The sequence below is a fragment of the Rhodococcus sp. MEB041 genome, assembly GCF_030208955.1.
Taxonomy (GTDB): Bacteria; Actinomycetota; Actinomycetes; order Mycobacteriales; family Mycobacteriaceae; genus Rhodococcoides.
The window spans coordinates 411,604-434,507 of the sequence record NZ_JARVSZ010000002.1; the positions used below are offsets into that span (position 1 = coordinate 411,604).

General features: G+C 68.8%; 21 protein-coding genes. 8 read left to right on the forward strand and 13 right to left on the reverse strand.

The window, feature by feature from the left end:
- Positions 1–2 precede the first annotated feature (2 nt).
- Genes QRN16_RS05910 through QRN16_RS05920 form a run of 3 tightly spaced genes read right to left on the reverse strand, consistent with a single transcriptional unit; the run spans position 3 to position 2,237 of the window.
- Positions 3–1,208, reverse strand: a complete 1,206-nt coding sequence (locus QRN16_RS05910) for an aminotransferase family protein (protein WP_056445275.1) — start codon at positions 1,206–1,208, stop codon at positions 3–5.
- A 57-nt stretch (positions 1,209–1,265) separates the two neighbouring features.
- Positions 1,266–1,922 (reverse strand): Pr6Pr family membrane protein, encoded by a 657-nt coding sequence (locus QRN16_RS05915; protein ID WP_285185056.1) that lies wholly within the window; start codon positions 1,920–1,922, stop codon positions 1,266–1,268.
- A 48-nt stretch (positions 1,923–1,970) separates the two neighbouring features.
- Positions 1,971–2,237, reverse strand: coding sequence for a helix-turn-helix domain-containing protein (locus tag QRN16_RS05920; protein ID WP_027505150.1), 267 nt, complete (start codon positions 2,235–2,237; stop codon positions 1,971–1,973).
- 79 nt (positions 2,238–2,316) lie between these two features.
- Between QRN16_RS05920 and map the strand changes: the two genes are divergently transcribed.
- Positions 2,317–3,084, forward strand: a complete 768-nt coding sequence (map, locus tag QRN16_RS05925; protein ID WP_285185057.1) for a type I methionyl aminopeptidase — start codon at positions 2,317–2,319, stop codon at positions 3,082–3,084.
- Positions 3,085–3,104: 20 nt separating this feature from the next.
- Positions 3,105–7,031 (forward strand): ATP-dependent RNA helicase HrpA, encoded by a 3,927-nt coding sequence (gene hrpA, locus QRN16_RS05930; RefSeq protein ID WP_285185058.1) that lies wholly within the window; start codon positions 3,105–3,107, stop codon positions 7,029–7,031.
- 1 nt (position 7,032) lies between these two features.
- Here the strand turns inward: hrpA and nrdR are convergent, their stop codons facing one another.
- Together nrdR and QRN16_RS05940 are read right to left on the reverse strand one after the other, a co-directional pair.
- Positions 7,033–7,530, reverse strand: coding sequence for a transcriptional regulator NrdR (nrdR, locus tag QRN16_RS05935; protein WP_027505147.1), 498 nt, complete (start codon positions 7,528–7,530; stop codon positions 7,033–7,035).
- A 112-nt stretch (positions 7,531–7,642) separates the two neighbouring features.
- Entirely contained in the window at positions 7,643–8,059 is a 417-nt protein-coding gene (locus tag QRN16_RS05940) for a hypothetical protein (protein WP_027505146.1), read from the reverse strand.
- A 263-nt stretch (positions 8,060–8,322) separates the two neighbouring features.
- Between QRN16_RS05940 and lexA the strand changes: the two genes are divergently transcribed.
- Positions 8,323–9,105, forward strand: coding sequence for a transcriptional repressor LexA (gene lexA / locus QRN16_RS05945; protein WP_222645304.1), 783 nt, complete (start codon positions 8,323–8,325; stop codon positions 9,103–9,105).
- A 61-nt stretch (positions 9,106–9,166) separates the two neighbouring features.
- On the opposite strand, the gene QRN16_RS05950 is transcribed toward lexA, so the two are convergent.
- The gene (locus tag QRN16_RS05950) at positions 9,167–10,309 is read right to left on the reverse strand and encodes an acyl-CoA dehydrogenase family protein (protein ID WP_222630911.1); all 1,143 of its coding nucleotides are present in this window, start codon (positions 10,307–10,309) and stop codon (positions 9,167–9,169) included.
- An 86-nt stretch (positions 10,310–10,395) separates the two neighbouring features.
- Between QRN16_RS05950 and QRN16_RS05955 the strand changes: the two genes are divergently transcribed.
- Entirely contained in the window at positions 10,396–10,764 is a 369-nt protein-coding gene (locus QRN16_RS05955; protein WP_285185059.1) for a hypothetical protein, read from the forward strand.
- A 54-nt stretch (positions 10,765–10,818) separates the two neighbouring features.
- On the opposite strand, the gene QRN16_RS05960 is transcribed toward QRN16_RS05955, so the two are convergent.
- From QRN16_RS05960 to QRN16_RS05975, 4 genes are all read right to left on the reverse strand, one after another.
- Positions 10,819–11,442, reverse strand: coding sequence for an IMPACT family protein (locus QRN16_RS05960; protein ID WP_285185060.1), 624 nt, complete (start codon positions 11,440–11,442; stop codon positions 10,819–10,821).
- Positions 11,443–11,451: 9 nt separating this feature from the next.
- Positions 11,452–11,937, reverse strand: a complete 486-nt coding sequence (locus QRN16_RS05965; RefSeq protein WP_285185061.1) for a hypothetical protein — start codon at positions 11,935–11,937, stop codon at positions 11,452–11,454.
- A gap of 23 nt (positions 11,938–11,960) precedes the next feature.
- Positions 11,961–13,244: a uracil-xanthine permease family protein gene (locus tag QRN16_RS05970; RefSeq protein WP_285185062.1), complete on the reverse strand. Its 1,284-nt coding sequence runs from the start codon at positions 13,242–13,244 to the stop codon at positions 11,961–11,963.
- A gap of 86 nt (positions 13,245–13,330) precedes the next feature.
- Positions 13,331–15,025: a phosphoenolpyruvate--protein phosphotransferase gene (locus tag QRN16_RS05975; RefSeq protein ID WP_285185063.1), complete on the reverse strand. Its 1,695-nt coding sequence runs from the start codon at positions 15,023–15,025 to the stop codon at positions 13,331–13,333.
- Positions 15,026–15,206: 181 nt separating this feature from the next.
- Between QRN16_RS05975 and QRN16_RS05980 the strand changes: the two genes are divergently transcribed.
- From QRN16_RS05980 to QRN16_RS05995, 4 genes are all read left to right on the forward strand, one after another.
- On the forward strand, positions 15,207–15,974 hold the full coding sequence (locus QRN16_RS05980) for a DeoR/GlpR family DNA-binding transcription regulator (protein WP_027505139.1): 768 nt from the start codon (positions 15,207–15,209) through the stop codon (positions 15,972–15,974).
- On the forward strand, positions 15,971–16,954 hold the full coding sequence (locus tag QRN16_RS05985) for a 1-phosphofructokinase family hexose kinase (RefSeq protein ID WP_027505138.1): 984 nt from the start codon (positions 15,971–15,973) through the stop codon (positions 16,952–16,954). The genes QRN16_RS05980 and QRN16_RS05985 overlap by 4 nt, the downstream gene beginning before the upstream one ends.
- A gap of 50 nt (positions 16,955–17,004) precedes the next feature.
- Complete coding sequence (locus QRN16_RS05990; protein ID WP_285185064.1) at positions 17,005–19,041, forward strand: PTS fructose transporter subunit IIABC; 2,037 nt, start codon at positions 17,005–17,007, stop codon at positions 19,039–19,041.
- Positions 19,042–19,114: 73 nt separating this feature from the next.
- On the forward strand, positions 19,115–19,372 hold the full coding sequence (locus QRN16_RS05995) for an HPr family phosphocarrier protein (protein WP_027505136.1): 258 nt from the start codon (positions 19,115–19,117) through the stop codon (positions 19,370–19,372).
- 65 nt (positions 19,373–19,437) lie between these two features.
- Here QRN16_RS05995 and QRN16_RS06000 read toward each other — a convergent pair whose 3' ends face one another.
- The 3 genes from QRN16_RS06000 to dapF form a co-directional block, all read right to left on the reverse strand.
- The gene (locus QRN16_RS06000) at positions 19,438–20,484 is read right to left on the reverse strand and encodes a hypothetical protein (protein ID WP_285185065.1); all 1,047 of its coding nucleotides are present in this window, start codon (positions 20,482–20,484) and stop codon (positions 19,438–19,440) included.
- Complete coding sequence (gene hflX / locus QRN16_RS06005; protein WP_027505135.1) at positions 20,481–21,944, reverse strand: GTPase HflX; 1,464 nt, start codon at positions 21,942–21,944, stop codon at positions 20,481–20,483. The genes QRN16_RS06000 and hflX overlap by 4 nt, the downstream gene beginning before the upstream one ends.
- A gap of 84 nt (positions 21,945–22,028) precedes the next feature.
- Positions 22,029–22,901 carry a diaminopimelate epimerase gene (gene dapF, locus QRN16_RS06010; RefSeq protein WP_027505134.1) on the reverse strand — a complete coding sequence of 291 codons (873 nt, stop codon included), beginning with the start codon at positions 22,899–22,901 and terminating at the stop codon, positions 22,029–22,031.
- Positions 22,902–22,904: the final 3 nt, after the last annotated feature.

Here is a 22,904-nt window from a genome sequence, read left to right on the forward strand (position 1 = left end):
GCTCAGCTCACCGTGGCGTCCAGCGCCCGCGCGGTGGCGGAGGCCATCTGTTCGACCTGCTCGTCGGTCATGACGAACGCCGGCGAGAACTGGATCGCGCCGTTGCCGGCCGCTCGCGCGGAGACACCTTCGCGGCGCAGAGTCTTGACGAACGGCATCGCGTAGGACGGATCGGCGAACTGCACCGCGGCGACGACACCCATCCCACTGCGGACCTCGCTGACCAGGTCGTGCGAGGCCAGGGGCGAGAGATGCCGGTGCAGCGTGGCTTCGAGGCGCGACGCGTGCGTCAGCAGGTCCTCGTTCTCGATGATGTCGAGGTTGGCCATGGCCGCGGCAGCGGCGCCGGCGTGACCGCCGTACGTGTAGCCGTGGCGCCACCAGGCGCCGCCCTCGTAGAACGGCTCGGCGACGCGCGGGGCGACGAAGACCGCACCCATCGGCACGTAGCCCGACGTCAGACCCTTCGCGGTGCACATCATGTCGGGCTCGAGGCCCAGCTTCGACGACGCGAACCACGCTCCGCCGATACGACCGAATCCTGTCACCACCTCGTCGGCCACGAACAGGATGTCGTGGTCGCGGCAGATCTGACGCACCTCGTGCAGGTAGCCCTCGGGCGGCAGGTAGACCCCGCCGGCACCGATGATCGGCTCGGCGAAGAACGCGGCGATGGTGTCCGCGCCCTCCTTCTCGATCAGTTCGAGCAGCGCCTTGCCCTCGTCCCACGCGACCGTCCGCGCGTCCGTCATCAGCTCGCCGTAGTTCTCCCGGTTCAGCGGGAGTCCGGACAGTGCGGTGCCGGCGACGTGCATGCCGTGGTACGCCTTCTGGCGGCCGACGACGACGGTCTTGCCGGGCTTGCCCATCTGGTGCCAGTAACGCCGGGCCAGCTTGGCAGCGGTGTCGATCGAGTCGGAGCCGCCCGAGGTGAAGAAGATCTTGCTGCCCGCGACGGGCGCGATCGCTGCGAGGCGGTCGGCGAGTTCCAGCGTCACGTCGGGAACGACGTCGCCGAACGTCGAGTAGTGCGCGAGCGTGGACAGCTGCCGCGCCACGGCGTCCGCGATGGCGGTGCGGCCGTGACCCACGTTCGTGAACCACAGACCCGCGGTGCCGTCGAGATACTCGGTGCCGGCCGTGTCCCAGATGCGCGCGCCCTCACCTCGGGCGACGACGAATCGGCCGCCGGACTCGACGGTGTGCATGTCGGCGAAGCCGTGCCAGAACGCGGAGGACGTGTGCTGGGGAGTGGTCACGAGAGGTCAGCCTAGGCCACTCGTGGCGTGCTTCCGCGACCGGCGGGACGCCGCCAGTTCGCCCACTCTGTCGACCGCCAGGGCGATGAGCAGGAACGCCACGACCAGGACGGCGAGCCCGATCGCGAGGGGGCCGTACCCCCGCTCCCGCGGGTCCAGGAACGGATACGGGTACCACTCGACGATGGGCCCGCGGATCAGGCTGTAGACCCCGTAGACCACGGGAAAGACCAACCACAGTACCGGCCCGCTCTCCGCGCTGCGACGACGTGGTGGCGCCAGGATCCAGTCGAGAACGATGAGGACGGGCACGATGCGGTGCAGCACCGAGTTGGTCCACGCGTCCTGGATCTGCACGTCGACGTTCGACAGCAACACCGCGTACACGATTCCGGTGATCACCATGTAGGTCGTGGCCGCCCCGCGAAGCCTGTCGAAGATCTCGGAGCGGGGATCGACGACCCCGCCGATCACGAAGACCACGACGGCCAGCACGTTGCTCAGCACGGTGAAGTAGCTGAAGAAGTTGGCTAGCGAGAATCCGGCGACGTCCGCGGACCGGACGGGGATCCAGATCAGGGCGGCCAGCCCGAGCAGCGCGGCGACGACTCGGAGAACGCGCAGCGCGACAGGGGTGGCGACGCGATCGTCCGGCGGAGTCATGGAGCGATCCTCACACGAGCGCGGTCCTCGGCGCCGAGCAACGAAGCACTAGATCGCGACGCGATGCTCCCTGTCGCCCTGCCATGCGTCCACCGCGTCGGAGACCGGCAGTCCCAGTGCCGCACAGATCTGCAGCACGGTCCCGAAGCTGGGGCTCGCGATCCGACCCACCTCGATCTTGCGGAGCGTCTCGGGTGAGATCCGGGCGTCACGGGCGACGATCTCGGGGTCTCGTCCCGCTCGTGCGGCGCGCAGGACGGCGCCGAGGCGACGACCGGCCTCGACCTGCTCGGGACTCAGAGGAATGCGGACCACGAGGTCAGCATAGCGGTATTCCTGTACCGGTCTGCTACCGTTCGTTGGTATTGAAATACCGACAGGAAGCGATGGACGGATGATCGAGCTCAAGGGCCCTGCCGAGATCGACAAGATGGCGGTGACCGGCGCGTTCGTGGCCGAGACGCTGACGACGCTGTCGGAGCAGGCGCAGCCCGGCGTGAACCTGATGGATCTCGAGCATCACTGCCGCGACCTCGTCGCCACCCGCGGCGCGGTGTCCTGCTACTGGGACTACGCCCCCGAGTTCGGCAGCGGGCCGTTCCGCAACGTCATCTGCCTGTCGGTCAACGACCGTGTACTGCACGGCCTCCCGTTCGACCACACGCTCGCCGCTGGGGACGTCCTGAGCCTGGACTTCGCTGTCTCCATCGACGGATGGGTCGCCGACTCGGCGCTGACCGTCGTCGTCGGCGACAACCCTGATCCCGCGGACGTCGAACTGATCGAAAGCACCCGGCGCGCACTGGATGCCGGCATCGCCGCGGCCGTCGTCGGTGGGCGACTCGGGGACATCTCGGCGGCGATCGAGAACGTCGCCCGGGAGACCGGAAAGCAGGTCAACACCGATTTCGGTGGTCACGGCCTGGGCCGGACGATGCACGAGGACCCGCACGTGGCCAACGCCGGCCGTGCGGGATCGGGATTGACACTCCGGGCCGGCATGACACTCGCGTTGGAACCCTGGTGGTCCCGCGGGACGGCGAAGCTCGTCATGGACCCGGACGGATGGACCCTCCGGTCGGCCGACGGATCCATGACCGCCCATTCCGAGCACACCATCGCGATCACGGACGACGGGCCACGCATCCTGACGCAGCGGTGACGGATAAACTGGCGTGAGCCATGTCGACATCTGCTCCCCCGTCCTCCGGACCCACCCGCCGCGACCTCACGGCCCGCCTGTCCGACCTCACCTTCCGTGACGCGCACAGGCTGCGCCGTCGGCTCGACCGCAGCCGCAAGCCCGCCGAACTCGAATCGATCGCTGCCGACATCGGCCGCGCCGAAGCCACGATCGCGGCTCGTCGAGCCTCCGTTCCCACGATCACGTACCCCGAGGCACTGCCGGTGTCCGCCCGCAAGGACGACATCGCAGCCGCCATAGCGGAGAACCAGGTCGTCATCGTCGCGGGCGAGACCGGCTCGGGCAAGACGACACAGATTCCCAAGATCTGCCTCGAGCTCGGTCGCGGCGTCCAGGGCGTCATCGGACACACACAGCCCCGGCGACTGGCCGCCAGGACGGTCGCGGAACGTATCGCCGACGAGCTCGGTCAGGAGATCGGCGACGCTGTCGGTTACACGGTGCGCTTCACCGACCACTCCAGCGACAACACCCTCGTCAAGCTGATGACGGACGGCATCCTGCTCGCCGAGATCCAACGGGATCGGCTGCTGCGTCGGTACGACACGATCATCATCGACGAGGCGCACGAGCGCAGCCTCAACATCGACTTCATCCTGGGCTATCTCGCCCGGTTGCTCCCCCAGCGTCCCGATCTGAAGGTCATCGTCACCTCGGCCACCATCGACCCTGGCCGCTTCGCGCACCACTTCGCGGTGAACGGGGTCGACGCGCCGATCGTCGAGGTGTCGGGCCGGACGTTCCCCGTCGAGGTCCGGTATCGGCCGCTCACGGTCGAGAACGGCGAGCAGACCATCGAACTCGACCCGGTCGACGCCACGTGCGACGCCGTCGAGGAACTGCTCACCGAACCGGAGGGCGATGTCCTCGTGTTCCTGTCGGGCGAGCGCGAGATCCGCGACACCGCCGATGCTCTGAAGGATCGCCGACTGCGCAACGTCGAGATTCTTCCGCTCTACGCCCGGCTGTCGGCAGCCGAGCAGCACCGCGTCTTCACCGGCCACACCGGTCGACGAGTCGTGTTGTCCACCAACGTCGCCGAGACGTCGCTCACCGTGCCCGGCATCCGGTACGTCGTCGACCCCGGAACCGCGCGCATCTCGCGGTATTCGCTGCGCACCAAGGTGCAGCGTCTGCCGATCGAACCCATCTCGCAGGCGTCGGCCCGCCAGCGTGCCGGCCGGTGCGGTCGCGTCGCGGACGGCATCTGCATCCGGCTGTACTCGGAGGAGGACTTCGAGGCCCGCCCCGAGTACACGGATCCCGAGATCCTGCGCACGAACCTCGCATCGGTGATTCTGCAGATGGCCTCGCTGGGACTGGGCCGCATCGACGCGTTCCCGTTCGTCGAGGCACCGGACCCGCGCAGCATCCGTGACGGCCTGGGACTGCTCGACGAGCTCGGAGCGCTGGAGTCGCAGGGCGAGGACGGGCCCGTCCTCACCTCGCTCGGCAAGGAGCTCGCCGGCCTCCCGGTCGACCCGCGCATGGCGCGCATGCTGGTCGAGGCCAACCGCAACGGATGCCTGCGGGAAGTTCTCGTCATCGTCTCGGCGCTCTCGATCCAGGACGTGCGCGAGCGGCCCGCGGAGCATCAGCAGGCCGCCGACGAGATGCACAAGCGCTTCGTCGTGGAAGGTTCGGACTTTCTCGCACTGTGGCAACTGTGGACGTATCTAGGAGACCAGCGCCGAAAGCTGTCCTCCAACCAGTTCCGACGCATGTGCCGATCAGAATTCCTGCATTACCTGCGCATCCGCGAATGGCAGGACCTGCACGGTCAGCTGCGCCAGATCACGCGCGGCCTGGGCTGGACCATGCCTGACGCGGGCGACTCCTCGGAGCCGAACCATGCCGTGATCCACCAGGCACTGCTGCCGGGCCTGTTGTCGCACATCGGTCTTCGTGAGGGCGACAAGAAGGATTTCCTCGGAGCACGTGGGTCGACCTTCGCCGTCTTCCCCGGTTCGAGCCTGTTCCGCAAGCCGCCGCGGTGGATCATGGCGGCCGAACTCGTGGAGACGAGTCGACTGTGGGCGCGCATGGGTGCGCGCATCGAGCCCGAGTGGGCCGAGAAGTTGGCGCCGCACCTGATCAAACGGCAGTACTCGGAGCCGCACTGGTCGACGAAGCGCGAAGTCGCGATGGCCTACGAGCGCGTCACGCTGTACGGGATTCCGCTCGCTGCTCGCCGCCCGGTCACGTTCAGCTCGATCGATCCCGAGATCTCGCGGGATCTGTTCATCCGGCACGCCCTCGTGCAGGGCGAGTGGCGCACGCACCACCGCTTCTTCCATGCGAATCAGGAGATGCGCAGCGATGCAGAAGAACTGGAGTCGCGTGCTCGTCGCCGCGACATCGTCGTCGACGACGACACGCTGTTCGCGTTCTACGACGAGCGTGTACCTGAGACCGTAGTGTCGGCCCGTCACTTCGACCGGTGGTGGAAGAAGGCGTCCCGCACGACGCCGGACCTGCTCGACTTCGACCGCGCCACCGTCGTCAACCCGGACGCCGCCGCGGTCGTCGAGGGCGACTACCCCGACGCCTGGCGTCAGGGCGAGGCGCAGTTCCCCCTGACCTACCAGTTCGAGCCGGGCAAGGAGGACGACGGCGTCACCATCACCATTCCCATCGCCCTCCTCCCCCGCGTCGCCGACGTCGGATTCGATTGGCTCGTCCCCGGCATGCGCGTCGAGTTGGTGACGGCCCTGATCAAGACTCTTCCGAAGGAGTTGCGCCGCAACGTCGTCCCAGCGCCCGACCACGCGGTGGCCGCCGTCGCGGCGATGCGACCGAGGACGGAACCACTACTGGTCGCACTGTCGCGTGAACTCACCCGCATGGGCGCCCTGCCGATCGCACCGTCGGATTTCGACCCGTCCGCGCTGCCCCGCCACCTGAAGATGACGTTCGTGGTGGTCGACGATCGCGGCCGTCGACTGGACAAGGACACGTCCCTCTCCGCCTTGCGCACCCGACTCGGTGCTGCCGCGGCCGCTGCGGTCGGCGTCGCCGCCAAGGACTCGGAGAAGGCCCCGGTGACACGGTGGACGTCCGAGACCATCGGCACACTCGAGCCCACCGTCACCCGAACGGTCAACTCGCAGAAGGTGACCGGGTATCCCGCCCTGGTTCCCGAGAAGGGCGGGGTCGCCGTTCGTGTCCTGGGCACCGCCGCCGAGCAGCGAGCAGCGATGCGCGAGGGCACCCGACGCCTCCTGCTCGACGCCATCCCATTGTCGACGAAGAACCTGCTCACCGGACGCTCCCCGGCTCAGCGGCTCGCGCTGGGGCAGAATCCGCACGGAAGCATCGAGGCGTTCGTCGAGGACTGCCGCACCCTCGCGGCCGACGAGCTCATGATGAAGCACGGCGGCCCGGTGTCCACGCCCGAGGCGTATGCGGTGCTGGAGAAGGCGGTCCGGGGCGAGCTCGCCGGCCGGACGGCCGCGGTGCTCCGGGTGGCGGAACCATCTCTCGGTGCCGCGACGAGGGTCCGCCTCGCACTCGACGACGCGACGGGAGATGCCGCGGACGACGTGCGCCAGCAGCTGGACGGGCTGATCTTCCCCGGATACGTCTTCGAGACCGGCGAAGCTCACCTGCCACATCTTCCGCGCTACCTCGAGGCGGCCGAGCGCCGACTTCGCGCATTCCCGTCCAGCGCTCGCCGCGACGCGGCGGGGATGGACGTGCTGGACCGCGTCTATGCGGACTACGACGCCCTGCTCGGGTCGGTACCGGACTCGGTGGGCCGCAGCGATGCCGTGCGGGAGATCGCCTGGATGATCGAGGAGCTGAGGGTCAACCTGTTCGCTCAGACCCTGGGAACGCTGTACCCGGTGAGCGAGAAGCGGGTGCGCAAGGCCATCGACGACGTCCGACGTGCGGTGCGGCGCTGACTCACCGCTGAGCGGCGGGCTCCGCGTCCTGGGCGGGGGCGGCATCGTGCTCGGCGCGGTGGCGACGAAGGTCCTCGATCTCGCGCTCGAAGTCGTCCGCACTGCTGAACGAGCGGTAGACGGAGGCGAATCGGAGGTAGGCCACCTCGTCGAGATCGCGCAGTGGCCCGAGGATGGCGAGCCCTACCTCGTTGCTGGGGATCTCGGCCGACCCGGAAGCCCGCACCGTGTCCTCGACCTGCTGGGCGAGGAGGACGAGCGCGTCGTTGTCGACCTGGCGGCCCTGGCAGGCCCGACGGACTCCCTTGACCACCTTCTCGCGACTGAACGGCTCACTCACGCCACTGCGTTTCACGACGGAGAGCACTGCTGTCTCCACCGTGGTGAAGCGTCGACCGCACTCGGGGCAGGAACGACGCCGCCGGATCGCCTGGCCCTCTTCCGCTTCACGCGAATCGACGACGCGCGAGTCGGGGTGACGGCAGAACGGGCAGTGCATCGGACAGAGACCCCTCGATGGCTCGGGCATTTCCCGAGCGCCACGGCGGCTCTCGGTGTGTCCAGCGTACCGGGACGGCCTTCCGCGGCCCCGCGGGCGTGTCCGGCCGGTGTCAGCGTCCGGAGACGACGCCCATCTCCACCTGCTCCGAGATGGACGGCTGTGCCGGGACGTCGGCGGAGCGCATGTTCGCCAACCCCACCAGCCCCAGAACGGACACTGCTGTGATCAGCGCCACAGCGATGGGCGTCGCGAATCCGTGTCCCCGACGAGTGCGGTGTTCGACCTGCGAGACACCGTTCGAGCGGCGACGGTAGTCGACAGTGCCGCCGTCGGGGCGGCGGGAGTCGCGCGGAGCGGGGCTGCGGCGGACCGTGGTGCGCTCGCGCACGTCGGTCGTCGTGGACCCGGCCGCGCGGTCAGCCACACCCCAGTAGGAATCGTCGTCGCAGGTCCAGCGCGTGCGGACGGGTGCATGCATGTCGATGGAACGTGCGGTGCCGACAGTCAGCAGGTCACTTCGAGTCATTGCAACCACTCCTCGTGGATAGCCGGTGGCCGTCCGCGTCGCCGATGCACCGAGGTGTTCGAACAACACATTCGCCCACGCGTTCGAATGAACGCATGTTCGATGTATAGCAGTCCGGTCCGACAAAGTGCATCGAACACGCGACACGCTTCGAACAGGTGTTTGATCCGAGTCCCGTTTCGGTTTAGGTTCGACACACGCACAACGGACGTGACACCAGCACCACCTGCCCCACGTCCACTGCTACCGATGGAGGTATCTCGATGAAGGACGACAGCTCATCCGGCACGGTCGGCGGGCGCGCGTCAGCGACCGGCTCGGCCACGACCGCCGACACCGAGTCCGGTCTCACCGAACGTCAGCGGCGAGTGCTCGAGGTGATCCGTGCGTCGGTCGTCGAGCGCGGCTATCCGCCGAGCATCCGGGAGATCGGTGACGCCGTCGGATTGACGTCCACCTCGTCGGTCGCGCATCAACTGCGCACCCTCGAACGCAAGGGGTTCCTGCGCCGCGACCCCAACCGTCCCCGCGCCGTCGACGTGCGTCTGCCGGGCGAGAACGGGCGCCCCGAAGAGGTCTCTGCCGTCGCGCAGGACGATCTCGTCGCCACGGACACCACGAATCACCTCGACAGCGCGGACACACCGTCGTCGGACGACGATCGCCTGCCCGCACCGACCTTCGTCCCCGTCCTGGGACGTATCGCCGCGGGTGGTCCGATTCTCGCGGAGCAGGCCGTCGAGGACGTGTTCCCGCTTCCGCGCGAGCTCGTCGGGTCCGGCTCGCTGTTCCTTCTCCGCGTCGTCGGTGAGTCGATGATCGACGCCGCCATCTGCGACGGTGACTGGGTGGTCGTGCGTCAGCAGAACGTGGCCGACAACGGGGACATCGTCGCCGCCATGATCGACGGAGAGGCCACCGTCAAGACGTTCAAGCGGACTGGTGGGGACGTCTGGCTGCTCCCCCACAACGACCTGTTCGAGCCCATTCCCGGGAACGACGCCGTGGTGCTGGGCAAGGTCGTCACCGTGATGCGCAAGCTCTGATTCCGGACACACGAACGCCGGCGCTGGATGTCCAGCGCCGGCGTCGTCGTGTTCGAGGTTCCTACAGGTCCAGACCGCGACCGATGATCTCCTTCATGATCTCCGTCGTGCCGCCGTAGATGGTCTGCACGCGGGAGTCCATGTACGCCTTGGCGATCGGGTACTCCTTCATGTAGCCGTAGCCACCGTGCAGCTGCAGGCACCGGTCGATGAGCTTGACCTGGTTCTCGGTGGTCCACCACTTCGCCATGGCGGCTTCCTGGACCGACAGCTCGTTCGCGTTGAGCTGCTCGATGTACTTGTCCACCATGATGCGGACGGCAGTCGTCTCGGTCGCGCACTCCGCCAACACGAATCGCGTGTTCTGGAACTTGCCGATCGGCTTGCCGAACGCCTTGCGGTCCTTGCAGTACTGGATCGTCATCGCGAGCGCGGACTCCATCGCGGCAGCCGCGACGACGGCGATCGACAGGCGCTCCTGCGGCAGGTTCTGCATCAGGTAGATGAAGCCCATACCCTCCTGACCGAGCAAGTTGGCGGCAGGGATGCGGACGTCGGTGAAGCTGAGCTCCGCGGTGTCCTGCGCCTTCATACCGATCTTGTCGAGGTTGCGGCCGCGCTCGAAGCCCGGCATGTCGCGCTCGACGACGAACAGGCTGAAGCCCTGCGCGCCCTTCTCCGGATCGGTGCACGCCACCACGATGACGATGTCGGCGTTGATGCCGTTGGTGATGAACGTCTTGGAGCCGTTGAGCACCCAGTCGTCACCGTCACGGACGGCCTTGGTCTTGATGCCCTGCAGGTCACTGCCCGTGCCCGGCTCGGTCATCGCGATCGCGGTGATCAGCTCACCGGAGCAGAAGCCGGGCAGCCAGCGCTGCTTCTGCTCGTCGTTCGTCAGCTCGATGAGGTACGGAGCGACGACGTCGTTGTGCAGCGTGAACCCGATGCCGCTGTACCCACCGGCCGTGGTCTCCTCGGTGACGATGGCGTTGTAGCGGAAGTCCTTGACTCCGCCGCCGCCGAACTCCTCCGGCACTGCCATGCCCAGGAAGCCCTGCTTACCGGCCTCGACCCAGACACCTCTGTCGACGATGTTCTGCGTCTCCCACTCCGCGTGATGCGGCGCGACGTGCTGCTCGAGAAACTTCTTGTACGAGCTGCGGAACAGGTCGTGCTCGGGCTCGAACAACGTGCGCTTCATGATTCTCCTCGTCGTGCGTACGGCGGATCTGTCTCGAGCCTAGAACCAGGTACGAGTGGGGTCGATGACCAGTGCGAGCACGTTCGGTGACCTCGGCGTCAGCCGATATCGCCTGGCCCGTCCGCAATCGGCTCCGTAACCTCTGCGCGATGCCTTCTCACTTCCATGTCTCGTCGTCACGTAACCGCGACTCGATCTCGCGGTTCGGGCTGGACTGGCAGCGCATGGGTGCGGCACGGGGCATCGCAGGCAGCAATGAGCCCGAGCAGCAGGGATGCTTTCTGGCGCGAGACGAGTGGGAGTGTGACTGGTTCGTCCGGATGAACAACACCGGCGGGCCGGTCGATGTCTGGGAAGTGGCAGGTATCCGTTCCTCCGATCTCGTCGAGTCGCCTCACCACTACTTCTACTACCCCGGCGTGATTCCGCCCGCGCGGCTCACACGGCGTCACTGACTCGAATCCGGTGTGCTGAGCCGCGGTATCCGCGGCTCAGCGCACCCAGCCGCCTCAGAGCCCGAGCACCCACCGGTGCCCGACGCGCTCTGCCACCACACCGCCGCCGGTCGCGGACGCGAGGACACCGTCGAGCCGGTCGCCGTCACCGATCACCCGGAGCCGCACGTCGGATCCGTAGGCGACGTCGTCGACGGCGAATCCGTGCACTCGCAGAACGCCCTCCACCCGACCGGCATCAGCATGGGACAAGCCCATCTCGAGGACGTCGACTCGCGCGAGCTCGCCGACCTCCGCGCGGTCGAGCGCCGCACTCACCGCGCCCGAGTAGGCGCGCACCAGGCCACCGGCGCCGAGCTTGACGCCCCCGAACCACCGACTGACGACGGCCACCACATCGACGAGGTCGCGGCCGGTCAGCACGCCGAGCATCGGAACACCTGCCGTACCGCCAGGTTCGCCGTCGTCCGATGCGCGCTGACGACGGTGCTCCTGATCTGCGCCGACGACGAAAGCCCAACAGTGGTGGCCCGCATCGGGGAACTTTGCCGACACCGCAGCGACCACGTCGAGCGCCTCGGACTCGGTGTGGACGGTGACCACGCGGGCGAGAAACCGGCTCCGCTCTATCACCGTTTCCGCATCGACGTGTCGGGTCGAGACGAGGGCATGCGGCACGGAGCCAGCCTAGATCCGGTGCAGAAATCGTCGGTGAGCGACGAAATCTGCACCGGATCGCGTGACCCGGCGGTTGTGCCGACCCTGCAGAACGAGGGGCGGCAGAACCCAGACGACGAGCGCCGCGGTCACCCACCAATACCAACCCGGAACGGCATTCAGCGCCAAGGCCCCGACGAACAGAGCAGACTCACTGCAGCTTTGAAGCAGGTCGACGTCTCGGCGACGCACCGCGGGGCCGCGCAACCAGGAGATGCGCTGGTCGCCGCTCTCGCGCACGGCTCGGCGTACGGATGCCACGGCGAGAACCACAGCAACGATCAGGGCAACAGCCGCAACGGCCGCACGAGCAACAGAGTTCGGCAGCGCGAAGGTCGCCACGACGATTGCAACCCAGACGACGCCGATCAGCGGAACCTTCCACGCCGGCGTCGAAGGCCACTCGTCCGGCGCGAGGCGCACGGGTCGCATCGGGTCGAGGTGTGGGTGGCTCACCGCTTCAGCGTGGCACAGACCGCTCAGTCTCGTCGCCGCTCCGACAGCGCGCGCAGCACCGGGTACGCGACCAGGATGCCGACCGAGCCCCACACGATGCCGCCGAGTTCGACGGATCCGATGGTCAGCGTCAAGTCACCGACACCGGCGACGAGGGCGGCCGCCGCGACCATCAGGTTGAGCGGCTTGGTGAAGTCGATCCCCGCTTCCTGCCAGATCCGCACGCCGAGAAGGCCGATGAGACCGTAGAGCACGAGCGTCGCGCCGCCGATCACACCGCTCGGGACCGTGAAGATCAGAGCGCCGAACTTCGGGGAGAACGAGAGCACCAGCGCCGTGGCGGCGGCGACCCAGTAGGCAGCGGTGGAGTACACGCGGGTGGCGGCCATGACGCCGATGTTCTCCGCGTAGGTCGTGGTGCCCGAACCACCACCGGCACCGGCGAGGACGGTCGCCGCGCCGTCCGCCATGAGGGCGTCACCGGCGACGTCGTCGAGGGACCGACCCGTCATCGCCGCGACCGCCTTCACGTGACCGACGTTCTCGGCGACGAGCACCACGACGACGGGCAGTGCGACGAGCACGACGGAGAGCTGGAACGAGGGGCCGGTGAACTCGGGCAGTCCGATCCACGACGCGCTACCGAGTGCGTCGACGCGTGCGGGATCGAGAGCACCGGTGACGGCAGCGAACACCCATCCCACGACGACGCCGACGAGGATGCCGAGGCGACCGATCAGCCCCGGTACCGAGACGGTGACCAGCAGGACCGCCACGAGGGTCACGGTCGCGACGAGCGGCTGAGCCTCGTATGAGGTCGCGGCGGTGGACGCGAGATTCAGGCCGATGAGCGCCACGATCGCGCCGGTCACGAGCGGCGGCATGACGGCGTCGAGGACGCGGCTCCCCGCCAACCGGACGAGCAGGCCGACCAGGAACAACACCACGCCCACCACGAGCACCGCGCCGAGCTGCGCAGCGGGACCGTCGCCCGCCGTCGCCGCCAAGGGTGCGATGAAGGCGAAGGACGAGCCCAGGTAGCTCGGGATCCGGCCGCGCGTGGCCAACAGGAAGATCGCGGTACCCAGACCGGAGAAGAACAGCGTCGTCGTGACCGGGAACCCGGTGATGGTCGGCACCAGCAGAGTGGCGCCGAACATCGCGACGACATGCTGCATCCCGATCCCGATCGTGCGCGGCCACGAGAGCCGTTCGTCCGGAGCGACGACCGCGTCGGGCGCCACGGTGCGACCGTCACCGTGGACGGACCAGCGAGGGAAGAACTGCCTGGATCGAGTTGTCGTCACGGCGGAAATGATGTCATGCGGGAAGGCCGGAGGCCGGTCGGCAGGTCACCGGGAAGGCCGGAGGCCGGTCGGCGGGCGGGAGCGCACTACCCGAGCAGGCCGGCGGCCACCTCGCGTGCTTCGGCCGGGCTGGAGGTGGACAGCACGGCCTCGGCCGCGGCCTTGCACTGCTCGAGCGTCACGGTGCCGAGCTTCGCGCCGACACCGGCCACGGCGGCCGACGCGGCCGAGAGGGACGTGACGCCGAAGCCGACGAGGACACAGGCCAACAACGGGTCCGCGGCGGCCTCTCCGCAGACTCCGACAGGCTTGTTCACCGCTGCGCCGGCCTTCGCCGCGTGGGCGACGAGCGTCAGGACTGCGGGCTGCCACGGATCGGTCAGTGCGGCCAGGTCGGCGGACATGCGGTCGGCCGCCATCGTGTACTGCGCGAGGTCGTTGGTTCCGATGGACAGGAAGTCGACGTGATCGAGGATCCGGTCCGCGAGCAGCGCCGCGGCGGGCACCTCGATCATGACGCCGGGGGTGAGCCCGCGTTCCCGCACGTCGGCGGCGAAGGCCTGCGCCTCGGCGGACGTGGCGATCATCGGGGCCATCACCCACGGGGACGACTCGGTCGAGGCCGCTGCGGCCGCGATGGCGTCGAGCTGGCGGTGCAGGATGCCGCGATTGCCCTCGGCGATACGGATGCCGCGCACTCCGAGGGCCGGGTTGGCCTCGTCGGCGTGGTTCGCGAAGCGCAGCGGCTTGTCCGAGCCGGCGTCGAGCGTGCGGACGACCACCTTGGTGCCCTCGAACGCGGTGAGCACCTCGGCGTAGATCGAGGCCTGCTCGTCGACGGTGGGCTCGATGTCGCGGTCGAGGAAGCTGAGTTCGGTGCGGAAGAGTCCGACGCCGTCGGCTGCGGTCGAGCGGGCTGCGCGAGCGCCGGCGCCGTCCTGCACGTTCGCGAGGATGTCGACACGGTGACCGTCGGACGTCCGGCCGGGCCCGCTCCAGTCGGCGACCTCGGCGAGGTGGGTGGCCGATTCCTCGACCGCGGAGCGTGCCGTGGACGGATCGGGCTCGATCTCGATGCGGCCGGTGGTGCCGTCCACCATGACGAGCGTCCCGGCGGGGACGTCGTCGAGGCCCGTCGCCGCGACGATGCACGGGATGCCGAGTTGACGGGCGATGATCGCGGTGTGGCTGGTGGGTCCACCGAGAGAGGTCGCGAGTCCGACGACCAGCGTGGCGTCGAGTCCCGCGGTGTCGGCGGGTGCGAGGTCCTCCGCCAGGAGAACCGAGGGCTCCGAGGGTGTGGGAACGCCGGGCTCCGGGAGATCGGACAGCTCGGCGATCACGCGGTCGCAGATGTCCATGAGGTCGGTGATGCGCTCGGCCATGCGTCCGCCGAGCTTGGCGAACATGGCGACGAACTGGTCCGTCGCGGTGACGGCGGCGTACGCGGCGTCGGAACCCTTGCCGATGGCCTTGACGCCGGCGCCGATCCACCCGCGGTCCTCGGCCATCGCGGCGTTGGCGGCGAGCACCTCGGACGCGGAGCCGGTTGCCAGTGCGGCACGGGCCTGCAGACGTCGACCGACCTCGGCCGCCGCGGCGCGGAAGCGCTCCTTCTCTGCATCGCGCGCGTCCTCGGCGATCTCGACGGCCGTGTCGGGACGTGAGGGGCGCGGCGCCGGGCGGATCGCGGGGCCGTAGCCGACGCCGGGCACCACCGGCGTGCCCTGCACCGCGTGGGCCGTCGGCTGTGCCTCGTTCACGGTGAGCGATCCCGTCATCTGCTTCCTCCTGCTGCGCGGTGGTGCGGGGGCATCTCGCCTACCCGCTGTGCATCGCGTCTCCCGCGATGGCTCTTGTGACTCAGATTACTCGAACCTCTTGACATGTCAACAGAGACGGGCGTAAAACAACATAAACCAACAGTGAAACAACGGATCGGACGGAGGGGCGGTGAACACGATGTACGCGGAAGAGCGGCAGAACGCCATCGCCGGCCTCATCGGACAGCGCGGTCGCGTCTCCGTCGCCGACCTGGCCGACACGTTCGGTGTCACCACCGAGACCGTGCGCCGTGACCTGGCCTCGCTCGACCGTATGGGCGTCGTGCGCCGAGTCCACGGTGGCGCAGTGCCCGCCACGTCGGTCACCGCGGTGGAGCCAGGGATGGCCGAGCGCGAACACACCCGCGCGAAGGAGAAGGACCGCATCGCCGCTGCCGCCCTCGCCTACCTGCCTGCACCCGGCGGATCCATCGCGCTCGATGCCGGCACCACCACCGGTCGCCTCGCCGCGCTGATCCCCGTCGAGTCGGATCTGACGGTGGTGACCAACTCGCTTCCCATCGCGACGCGTCTCGCCGCGGTTCCGTCCCTCGATCTCCACCTGCTCGGTGGCCGCGTCCGCGGTGTCACGCAGGCGACCGTCGGCGAGGACACCCTGCGAGTGCTCGGGACCGTGCGTGTCGACGTGACGTTCATGGGCACCAACGCGATCAGCGTCGGCCACGGTCTCTCGACTCCCGACACCGACGAGGCCGCCGTCAAGCGCGCGATGGTGAGCGCGGCGGACCGCGTGATCGTCGTCGCGGACTCGGCCAAGATCGGCCTGCAGTTCTTCATGTCCTTCGCCGCACTCGACTGTGTGGACGTCCTCGTCACCGACGACGGCATCACCGACACCGACTGCACCCGTCTGCAGCAACACGGATTGGAGGTGGTGGTCGCATGATCCTCACCCTGACGGCCAACCCCAGCATGGATCGCACGGTCTCCCTCGACGTGCCGTTGGTGCGCGGATCGGTGCATCGCAGCGCACTGACCACGACGGAGCCCGGCGGCAAGGGGGTCAACGTCGCACGCGTCGTCACCTCCGCCGGACGGACCGCCACAGCGGTGCTCCCGTGCAGCGGTTCCGATCCGCTGCTCAGCGCGCTCGGCACCCTCGGAGTCCGGTACCACGCCGTACCCACGTCGGGTGTCGCGCGCACGAACCTGACCATCAGCGAGTCCGACGGCACGACGACCAAGATCAACGAGCCCGGGGCCGGACTCGCGCCCGAGACGGTCGACGCCCTGATGGCGTCCGTCCTGGAACTCGCGCAGCGCGCCGACTGGGTCGTCCTGTCCGGATCGATCCCGCCCGGAATCGACGCCACCTGGTACGGCCGCCTCGTCACCGCGCTGCACGAGGTGTCGGCCAAGGTCGCGGTGGACACCTCCGACGATCCGCTCTCGGCACTCGCCGCCGGCTTCCCGGCGACGGCACCCGATCTGATCAAGCCGAACGCGGAAGAACTCGCGCACCTCACCGGCCACGACGGCGCCATGCTCGAAGCCAGTGCCGCACAGGGTGACCCGTATCCCACGGTCGAGGCCGCGCGCGTTCTCGTCGACCGCGGAGTGGCTGCCGTCCTGGCGACACTCGGTGGGTCCGGGGCCGTCCTGGTCACCGCGACAGGGTCGTGGTTCGCCACCCCTCCCCCGATCACCCCGCGAAGCACCGTCGGGGCGGGCGACTCGTCGTTGGCCGGATACATCCTGGCCGATCTCGACGGCGAGGACGGTGCCGGTCGACTCGCCCGGGCCGTCGCCTACGGATCCGCAGCCGCCGCCCTACCGGGCACCCGGTTGCCGACGCCGTCCGACGTCGACGTCACTGCCGTCCCCGTCCACACCCTCGACTCGTCACCCGCCGTACCCCAGTCCTGAAAACCCCAGTCCTGATCCCCCAGCTCCACTCCACTCCCAGAGGAAACGACATGTCCAGTCCCACCACGGCTCACGATGCCAAGCCCGGCATCATCGCCGAGGACCTCATCCTGCTCGACGCCGATCTCGGCTCGACGAAGGACGATGTCATCGCCCGCCTCGCTCGCGTCCTCACCGACGCGGACCGTGCATCGGATGCCGACGCCCTGCGCGACGCCGCGATGGCTCGTGAGGCGCAGTCGGCCACCGGCCTGCCCGGCGGCATCGCGATTCCACACTGCCGCTCCGCCGCGGTCACGACGGCATCGCTCGGATTCGCTCGCCTGAACCCGAAGGTCGAGTTCGGCGCACCCGACGGCGACGCGGACCTGGTCTTCCTCATCGCCGCACCGGAGGGCGCCGGCGCGGAGCACATGAAGCTGCTGTCCTCGCTCGCACGCGCGCTGGTCAAGCCCGCATTCGTGACGTCGCTGCGCGAGGCGGCCACCCCCGCCGACGTCGTCGCACTGGTCGAGGGCGTTCTGGCCCCCAAGCCTCCGAAGGCTGCGACTCCCGTCACGACCACGAAGACCGCTCCTCCCGCTCCGACCGCCACGGCGGACGCTGCCAAGCACATCGTCGCCATCACCGCGTGCCCCACCGGCATCGCCCACACCTACATGGCTGCCGACTCCCTCAAGGACGCCGGCGACCGTGCGGGCGTCACCGTGCACGTCGAGACGCAGGGCTCGAGCGGCTCCACGGCACTGGACCCGGCTCTCATCGCGTCGGCCGAGGCCGTCATCTTCGCCACCGACGTGGGCGTCAAGGGCCGCGAGCGCTTCGCGGGCAAGCCTGTCATCGAGTCCGGCGTCAAGCGCGCGATCAACGAGCCCGACAAGATGGTTGCCGAGGCTCTGCGCGCCGGCGGTGACCCGAACGCCGCACGCGTCTCCGGTACCGCACCGGGAGCGTCCGCTGCCGCCGCTGCCGGTGGACTCGGCTGGGGCACGCGGTTGCGCCAGATCCTCCTGACCGGTGTCAGTTACATGATCCCGTTCGTCGCGGCCGGTGGACTCCTCATCGCCCTCGGCTTCCTTCTCGGTGGATACGAGATCAAGGGTGTCGCCGAGGACATCATGACCAACAACAGCCTCACCAACCTGCCCGACGGCGGGCTCCGCATCTTCATCGGTGCGGTGCTGTTCCAGCTCGGCGGCCTGGCCTTCGGCTTCCTCGTCCCGGCTCTATCCGGTTACATCGCCTTCGCCATTGCGGACCGTCCCGGTCTGGCACCCGGCTTCACCGCCGGTGCGGTGGCCCTGTTCGTCGGTGCCGGCTTCATCGGTGGCCTCGTCGGTGGCCTCATCGCCGGCTTCGTGGCGCTGTGGATCAGCCGGATCGCGGTGCCGCCGTGGCTGCGTGGCCTGATGCCCGTCGTCATCATCCCGCTGGGAGCGACCCTCGTCGTCGGCGGTCTGATGTTCCTCGTGCTGGGTCGCCCGCTCGCTGCCATCACCACCGGCCTGACCAACTTCCTCAACGGCCTCTCGGGCTCGTCGGTCATCATCCTCGGCATCATCCTGGGCCTCATGATGTGCTTCGACCTCGGTGGACCGGTGAACAAGGCCGCCTACGCCTTCGCCACCGCCGGGCTCAGCGTCGACAACGAGGCATCGCTGCGCATCATGGCCGCCGTCATGGCTGCCGGCATGGTTCCCCCGCTCGCCATGGCACTCTCGTCGACTCTGCGTCCGAAGCTCTACAGCGAGGCAGAACGCGAGAACGGCAAGGCTGCATGGCTTCTCGGAGCTGCGTTCATCTCCGAAGGTGCGATCCCGTTCGCCGCGACCGACCCTCTGCGCGTCATCCCCTCGATGATGGCCGGCGGCGCTGTGACCGGCGCCCTGATCATGTCCTTCGGGACGACGCTCAGCGCGCCCCACGGCGGACTGCTGGTGTTCTTCGCGATGAACAACTTCTTCCTGTTCCTGCTGGCTCTGGCGATCGGCACCGTGGTCTCCGCGGCGCTCATCACCGCGGCCAAGCAGTTCGCCGGCAAGAAGCCTGCGGAGATCGTCGACGAACCCGTCGCCGTCGCAGCCTGACACCCACGTCACCACCCCCACAGCTGGCAGTATCGACACCAGCACTCACCTGACGAAGAAGGAGATCACCACGATGCCCAGCACCACGGTCACGGTCGGATCCGCCATCGGCCTGCACGCCCGTCCCGCCGCCGTCATCGCCGAGGCGGTCGCCGACTCCGGCGTCGACGTCACCCTCGAGGTGGAGGGCGAAGAGGCCGTCGACGGCGGCTCCGCGCTCATGATCATGACGCTGGGGGCCACCAAGGGCACCGAGGTCACGATCACCAGTGATGATCAGGCCACGCTCGACAAGGTCGCCGCACTGGTCGCGTCGGACCTCGACGCCTGATCTTCCGCACAGACGACGACGGCCCCCACACACCGTGGGGGCCGTCGTCATGTGTGCTTCTGTGTCTACCGCGACCGGAACAGTCGACGCACGAAGAACAGGGTCAGCACCACGACCACACCGACCGACGCCGCGGCGGCGATCAACGGAACGAGGATGGACCCGGTGGGCTCGGCGGGTGATTCGGAGTCCGCGGTCTCGGTGGCCTCCGGGCCGGCCTCGGCGGAGCGTGCCACATCGCGCAGGACGAGGACGGCGGGACGAGCTGCAGCCGTGTCCACACCCTGCTCGGACCCGAGCAGCACCTCGTCGTCCGAGGTGAAGGCGATCGACTCGCCCTGCGGCTGCGGCGGGAGCGCGACGACGCGGGCGGGGGCCGACGCGAAGGCCGCGGCCACGTCACCGTCCCGCACGGACCACAGGTACAGATCGGTGTAGGTGCGCACGGCAGCGATGGACCCGTCGGCGCTCACGGCGCCGCCGGTGACCAGGCGACTGCCGTCGAGCAGCGGCGGACCCCCGGGTGTGGTCGTCGCGGACGGCGCGAAGTCGGCCACGCGGCGCAGCGGGGTGGGACCGGGACTCGGGAGATCGGACACCGACGTGTCCGCGGTGTACACGGCACCGGTTCCGAGACCGTCCTTCGTGACGACGACGGGACGGCCGTCGGGCCCGATGAGGAGTGCTTCGGCATCGTGCGCACCGTCGGGATAGGTGAGCCGGTGCAGTTCACCGGCACCACCGGCCGCAGGATCCATCCGGGTGAGGGCCACGGCGTCGCGTCGACGGTCGTTGTCGCCGATGTCCGCGAGCCACAACGACCCCTCGAACGACGAGAGATCCTCGACGTCGTACGGATCCACCGGATTCGGAAGCCACTCCGCGACAGCACACTCGGAGTCGAGGCGCGCGACACGGTCGTCGGCGCCGCTGTCCCCGATCGCGTACACCGTCCCGTCGAGCACCGTCATACCCGAGAGTTCGGACAGTCCCGGATCGGTCGGCACACAGTACGGCTCCGCATCCGGTGCCTCGGTCTGCGCCGCCGCGGGAGACGCTGCCACGAGCGCCACCACGGCAGCGCCGAGCACCGGCGCGAACCGACGGCTCACGCGCTGTGGGCGTATCGCGTGAGTATCGAGGCCAGCGCCGTCGGCACGGTCGCGTCGATGCGCGTACCGCCGCTCTCGTGACTCGTGCTCGAGATCCGTCCGTCCGCATGGATGCGCGACACCAGGTCGCCGCGGTCGTAGGGCAGCAGGACGCTCACCGACACCTCGGGCGGGCGGACCAGCTCGCCGAGTCGTGTCCGCAGCTCCTCGATGCCCTCACCGGTCTTCGCGGACACGAAGACCGCACCCGGCAGCAGGCCCCGCAGCTGCGTCAGCGTGACGGGATCCGCGGCGTCGATCTTGTTGACCACGATCAGTTCCTCGGGCGCCGCGGCGTTCTGCTCGCGCACCACCGAGACGATGACCTCGCGGACCGCCTCGATCTGCCCGATGGGGAGCGGGTCGGACCCGTCCACCACGTGCAGCAGCAGATCGGCGTCCGTCACCTCCTCGAGCGTGGAGCGGAACGCCTCGACCAGCTGGGTCGGCAGGTGGCGGACGAAGCCGACGGTGTCGGTGAGCACGCACTCGCGGCCGTCCTCGAGCGTCGCCTTGCGCGTGGTCGGATCCAGGGTCGCGAACAGTGCGTTCTGCACCAGCACACCGGATCCGGTCAACGCGTTGAGCAGCGACGACTTCCCCGCGTTGGTGTAGCCGACGATGGCGATGGACGGCACGTTGCCCTGCAGCCGGCGCTCACGTTTGGTGTCGCGGGCCTGCTTCATGCCCCGGATCTCGCGACGTAGCTTCGCCATGCGCTCGCGAATGCGACGACGATCGGTCTCGATCTTCGTCTCACCGGGACCACGCAGGCCCACACCGCCGTTGCTGCCGGCGCGGCCACCCGCCTGACGCGACATGGACTCACCCCAGCCGCGCAGACGCGGAAGCATGTACTCCATCTGCGCCAGGGCGACCTGCGCCTTGCCCTCGCGGGAGGAGGCATGCTGAGCGAAGATGTCGAGGATCAGCGCGGTGCGGTCGATGACCTTCACCTTCACGATCTTCTCCAGTGCCGTCAGCTGCGCAGGCGTGAGTTCACCGTCGCACACGACGGTGTCCGCGCCGGTCGCGATGACCACCTCGCGCAGTTCCTTCGCCTTGCCGGAGCCGATGTAGGTGGAGGCGTCGGGTCGGTCGCGACGCTGCACCAGCCCTTCGAGCACCTCGGAACCCGCCGTCTCGGCCAGAGCCGCGAGTTCGGTCATGCTGGACTCTGCCTCCTCGGCGGAACCGCTGGTCCAGACACCGACGAGCACCACGCGCTCGAGCCGCAACTGGCGGTACTCGACCTCGGTGACATCGGTGAGCTCGGTGGAGAGTCCGGCCACACGGCGCAGTGCGCTGCGATCGTCGAGCTGCATGTCGCCGGTGGACCACTCGGCGTCCTGCTCGAACCCGTCGCTGTGGGAGGAACCTGTCGTGTCGGCCCTGTCGGCCGCTGCATTCGTTGTCGTCATACGAGACCCATGATCCACGAGAACGTCCTGACGTGCACTGTCATTTACGCAACCGTGTCGCGGGGAATACCCGCACCCCGGCCGTCACGCTTCCAGCCCCGCCCACCAGGCGTCCGACAGCTCCCCCGACGCCACCAGCACCGACGGCCCCCGCATCGACGCGGAACCGTTCGACACGCGCACCGACACGACACCACCGGGAACGTGGACGGCCAGCTCGCCGTCGCCGGACCCGTCGAAGCGCAGGGCCGCGACCGCGGCGGCGACGATGCCCGTGCCACACGATCTGGTCTCCCCCACGCCGCGCTCGTGGACACGCATGCTCACCGCACCGTCCTTCGGCACGGTGACGAACTCGATGTTGACCCCGTGCGGGTACACCGCACCGTCGAAGGTGGGTTGCGCCGTGAGGTCGAGGTCGCCGAGGGTCTCCGCATCGAGATCGGCGGACACGCAGGCCAGGTGCGGATTGCCGACGTCGACGCCGATGCCCGTGAAGGACCTGCCGTCGACCTCGGTGTCGGAGGTCTCGAAGACCTGCGGGGTGCCCATCTCGACGGTGACCACGGCGTCGGTGGCGTCGTGCGAGTGCACCGTGACCGGTTTTCCGCCGGCGCGCGATCCGACGACGAACTCGTCCGAGTCCACGAGACCGGCCGCACGAACGTAATGGGAGAACACCCGGACACCGTTGCCGCACATCTCCGCGATGGACCCGTCCGCGTTGCGGTAGTCCATGAACCAGTCGCCGGCGGACACGCCCTCGGGCAGCGCGTCGAGCACGCCGCGGTCGACGAGAGCACCGCTGCGGGCGACTCGCAGTACCCCGTCCGCGCCGAGCCCGGCTCGGCGATCGCACAGCGTCGCCACACGGTGTGCGCTCAGATCGAGGAGTGCGTCCGGATCCGGCAGCACGACGAAATCGTTCTGCGTTCCGTGTCCCTTGGTGAACTGCATGGG

Bases quoted from the DNA above. Each gene is read 5' to 3' on its own strand.
- QRN16_RS05910 (WP_056445275.1), bottom strand. From the start codon at position 1,208: ATGCACACCGTCGAGTCCGGCGGCCGATTCGTCGTCGCCCGAGGTGAG.
- QRN16_RS05915 (WP_285185056.1), bottom strand. From the start codon at position 1,922: ATGACTCCGCCGGACGATCGCGTCGCCACCCCTGTCGCGCTGCGCGTT.
- map (WP_285185057.1), top strand. From the start codon at position 2,317: ATGATCGAGCTCAAGGGCCCTGCCGAGATCGACAAGATGGCGGTGACC.
- hrpA (WP_285185058.1), top strand. From the start codon at position 3,105: ATGTCGACATCTGCTCCCCCGTCCTCCGGACCCACCCGCCGCGACCTC.
- nrdR (WP_027505147.1), bottom strand. From the start codon at position 7,530: ATGCACTGCCCGTTCTGCCGTCACCCCGACTCGCGCGTCGTCGATTCG.
- QRN16_RS05940 (WP_027505146.1), bottom strand. From the start codon at position 8,059: ATGACTCGAAGTGACCTGCTGACTGTCGGCACCGCACGTTCCATCGAC.
- lexA (WP_222645304.1), top strand. From the start codon at position 8,323: ATGAAGGACGACAGCTCATCCGGCACGGTCGGCGGGCGCGCGTCAGCG.
- QRN16_RS05950 (WP_222630911.1), bottom strand. From the start codon at position 10,309: ATGAAGCGCACGTTGTTCGAGCCCGAGCACGACCTGTTCCGCAGCTCG.
- QRN16_RS05975 (WP_285185063.1), bottom strand. From the start codon at position 15,025: ATGACGGGATCGCTCACCGTGAACGAGGCACAGCCGACGGCCCACGCG.
- QRN16_RS05980 (WP_027505139.1), top strand. From the start codon at position 15,207: ATGTACGCGGAAGAGCGGCAGAACGCCATCGCCGGCCTCATCGGACAG.
- QRN16_RS05985 (WP_027505138.1), top strand. From the start codon at position 15,971: ATGATCCTCACCCTGACGGCCAACCCCAGCATGGATCGCACGGTCTCC.
- QRN16_RS05990 (WP_285185064.1), top strand. From the start codon at position 17,005: ATGTCCAGTCCCACCACGGCTCACGATGCCAAGCCCGGCATCATCGCC.
- QRN16_RS05995 (WP_027505136.1), top strand. From the start codon at position 19,115: ATGCCCAGCACCACGGTCACGGTCGGATCCGCCATCGGCCTGCACGCC.
- hflX (WP_027505135.1), bottom strand. From the start codon at position 21,944: ATGACGACAACGAATGCAGCGGCCGACAGGGCCGACACGACAGGTTCC.
- dapF (WP_027505134.1), bottom strand. From the start codon at position 22,901: ATGCAGTTCACCAAGGGACACGGAACGCAGAACGATTTCGTCGTGCTG.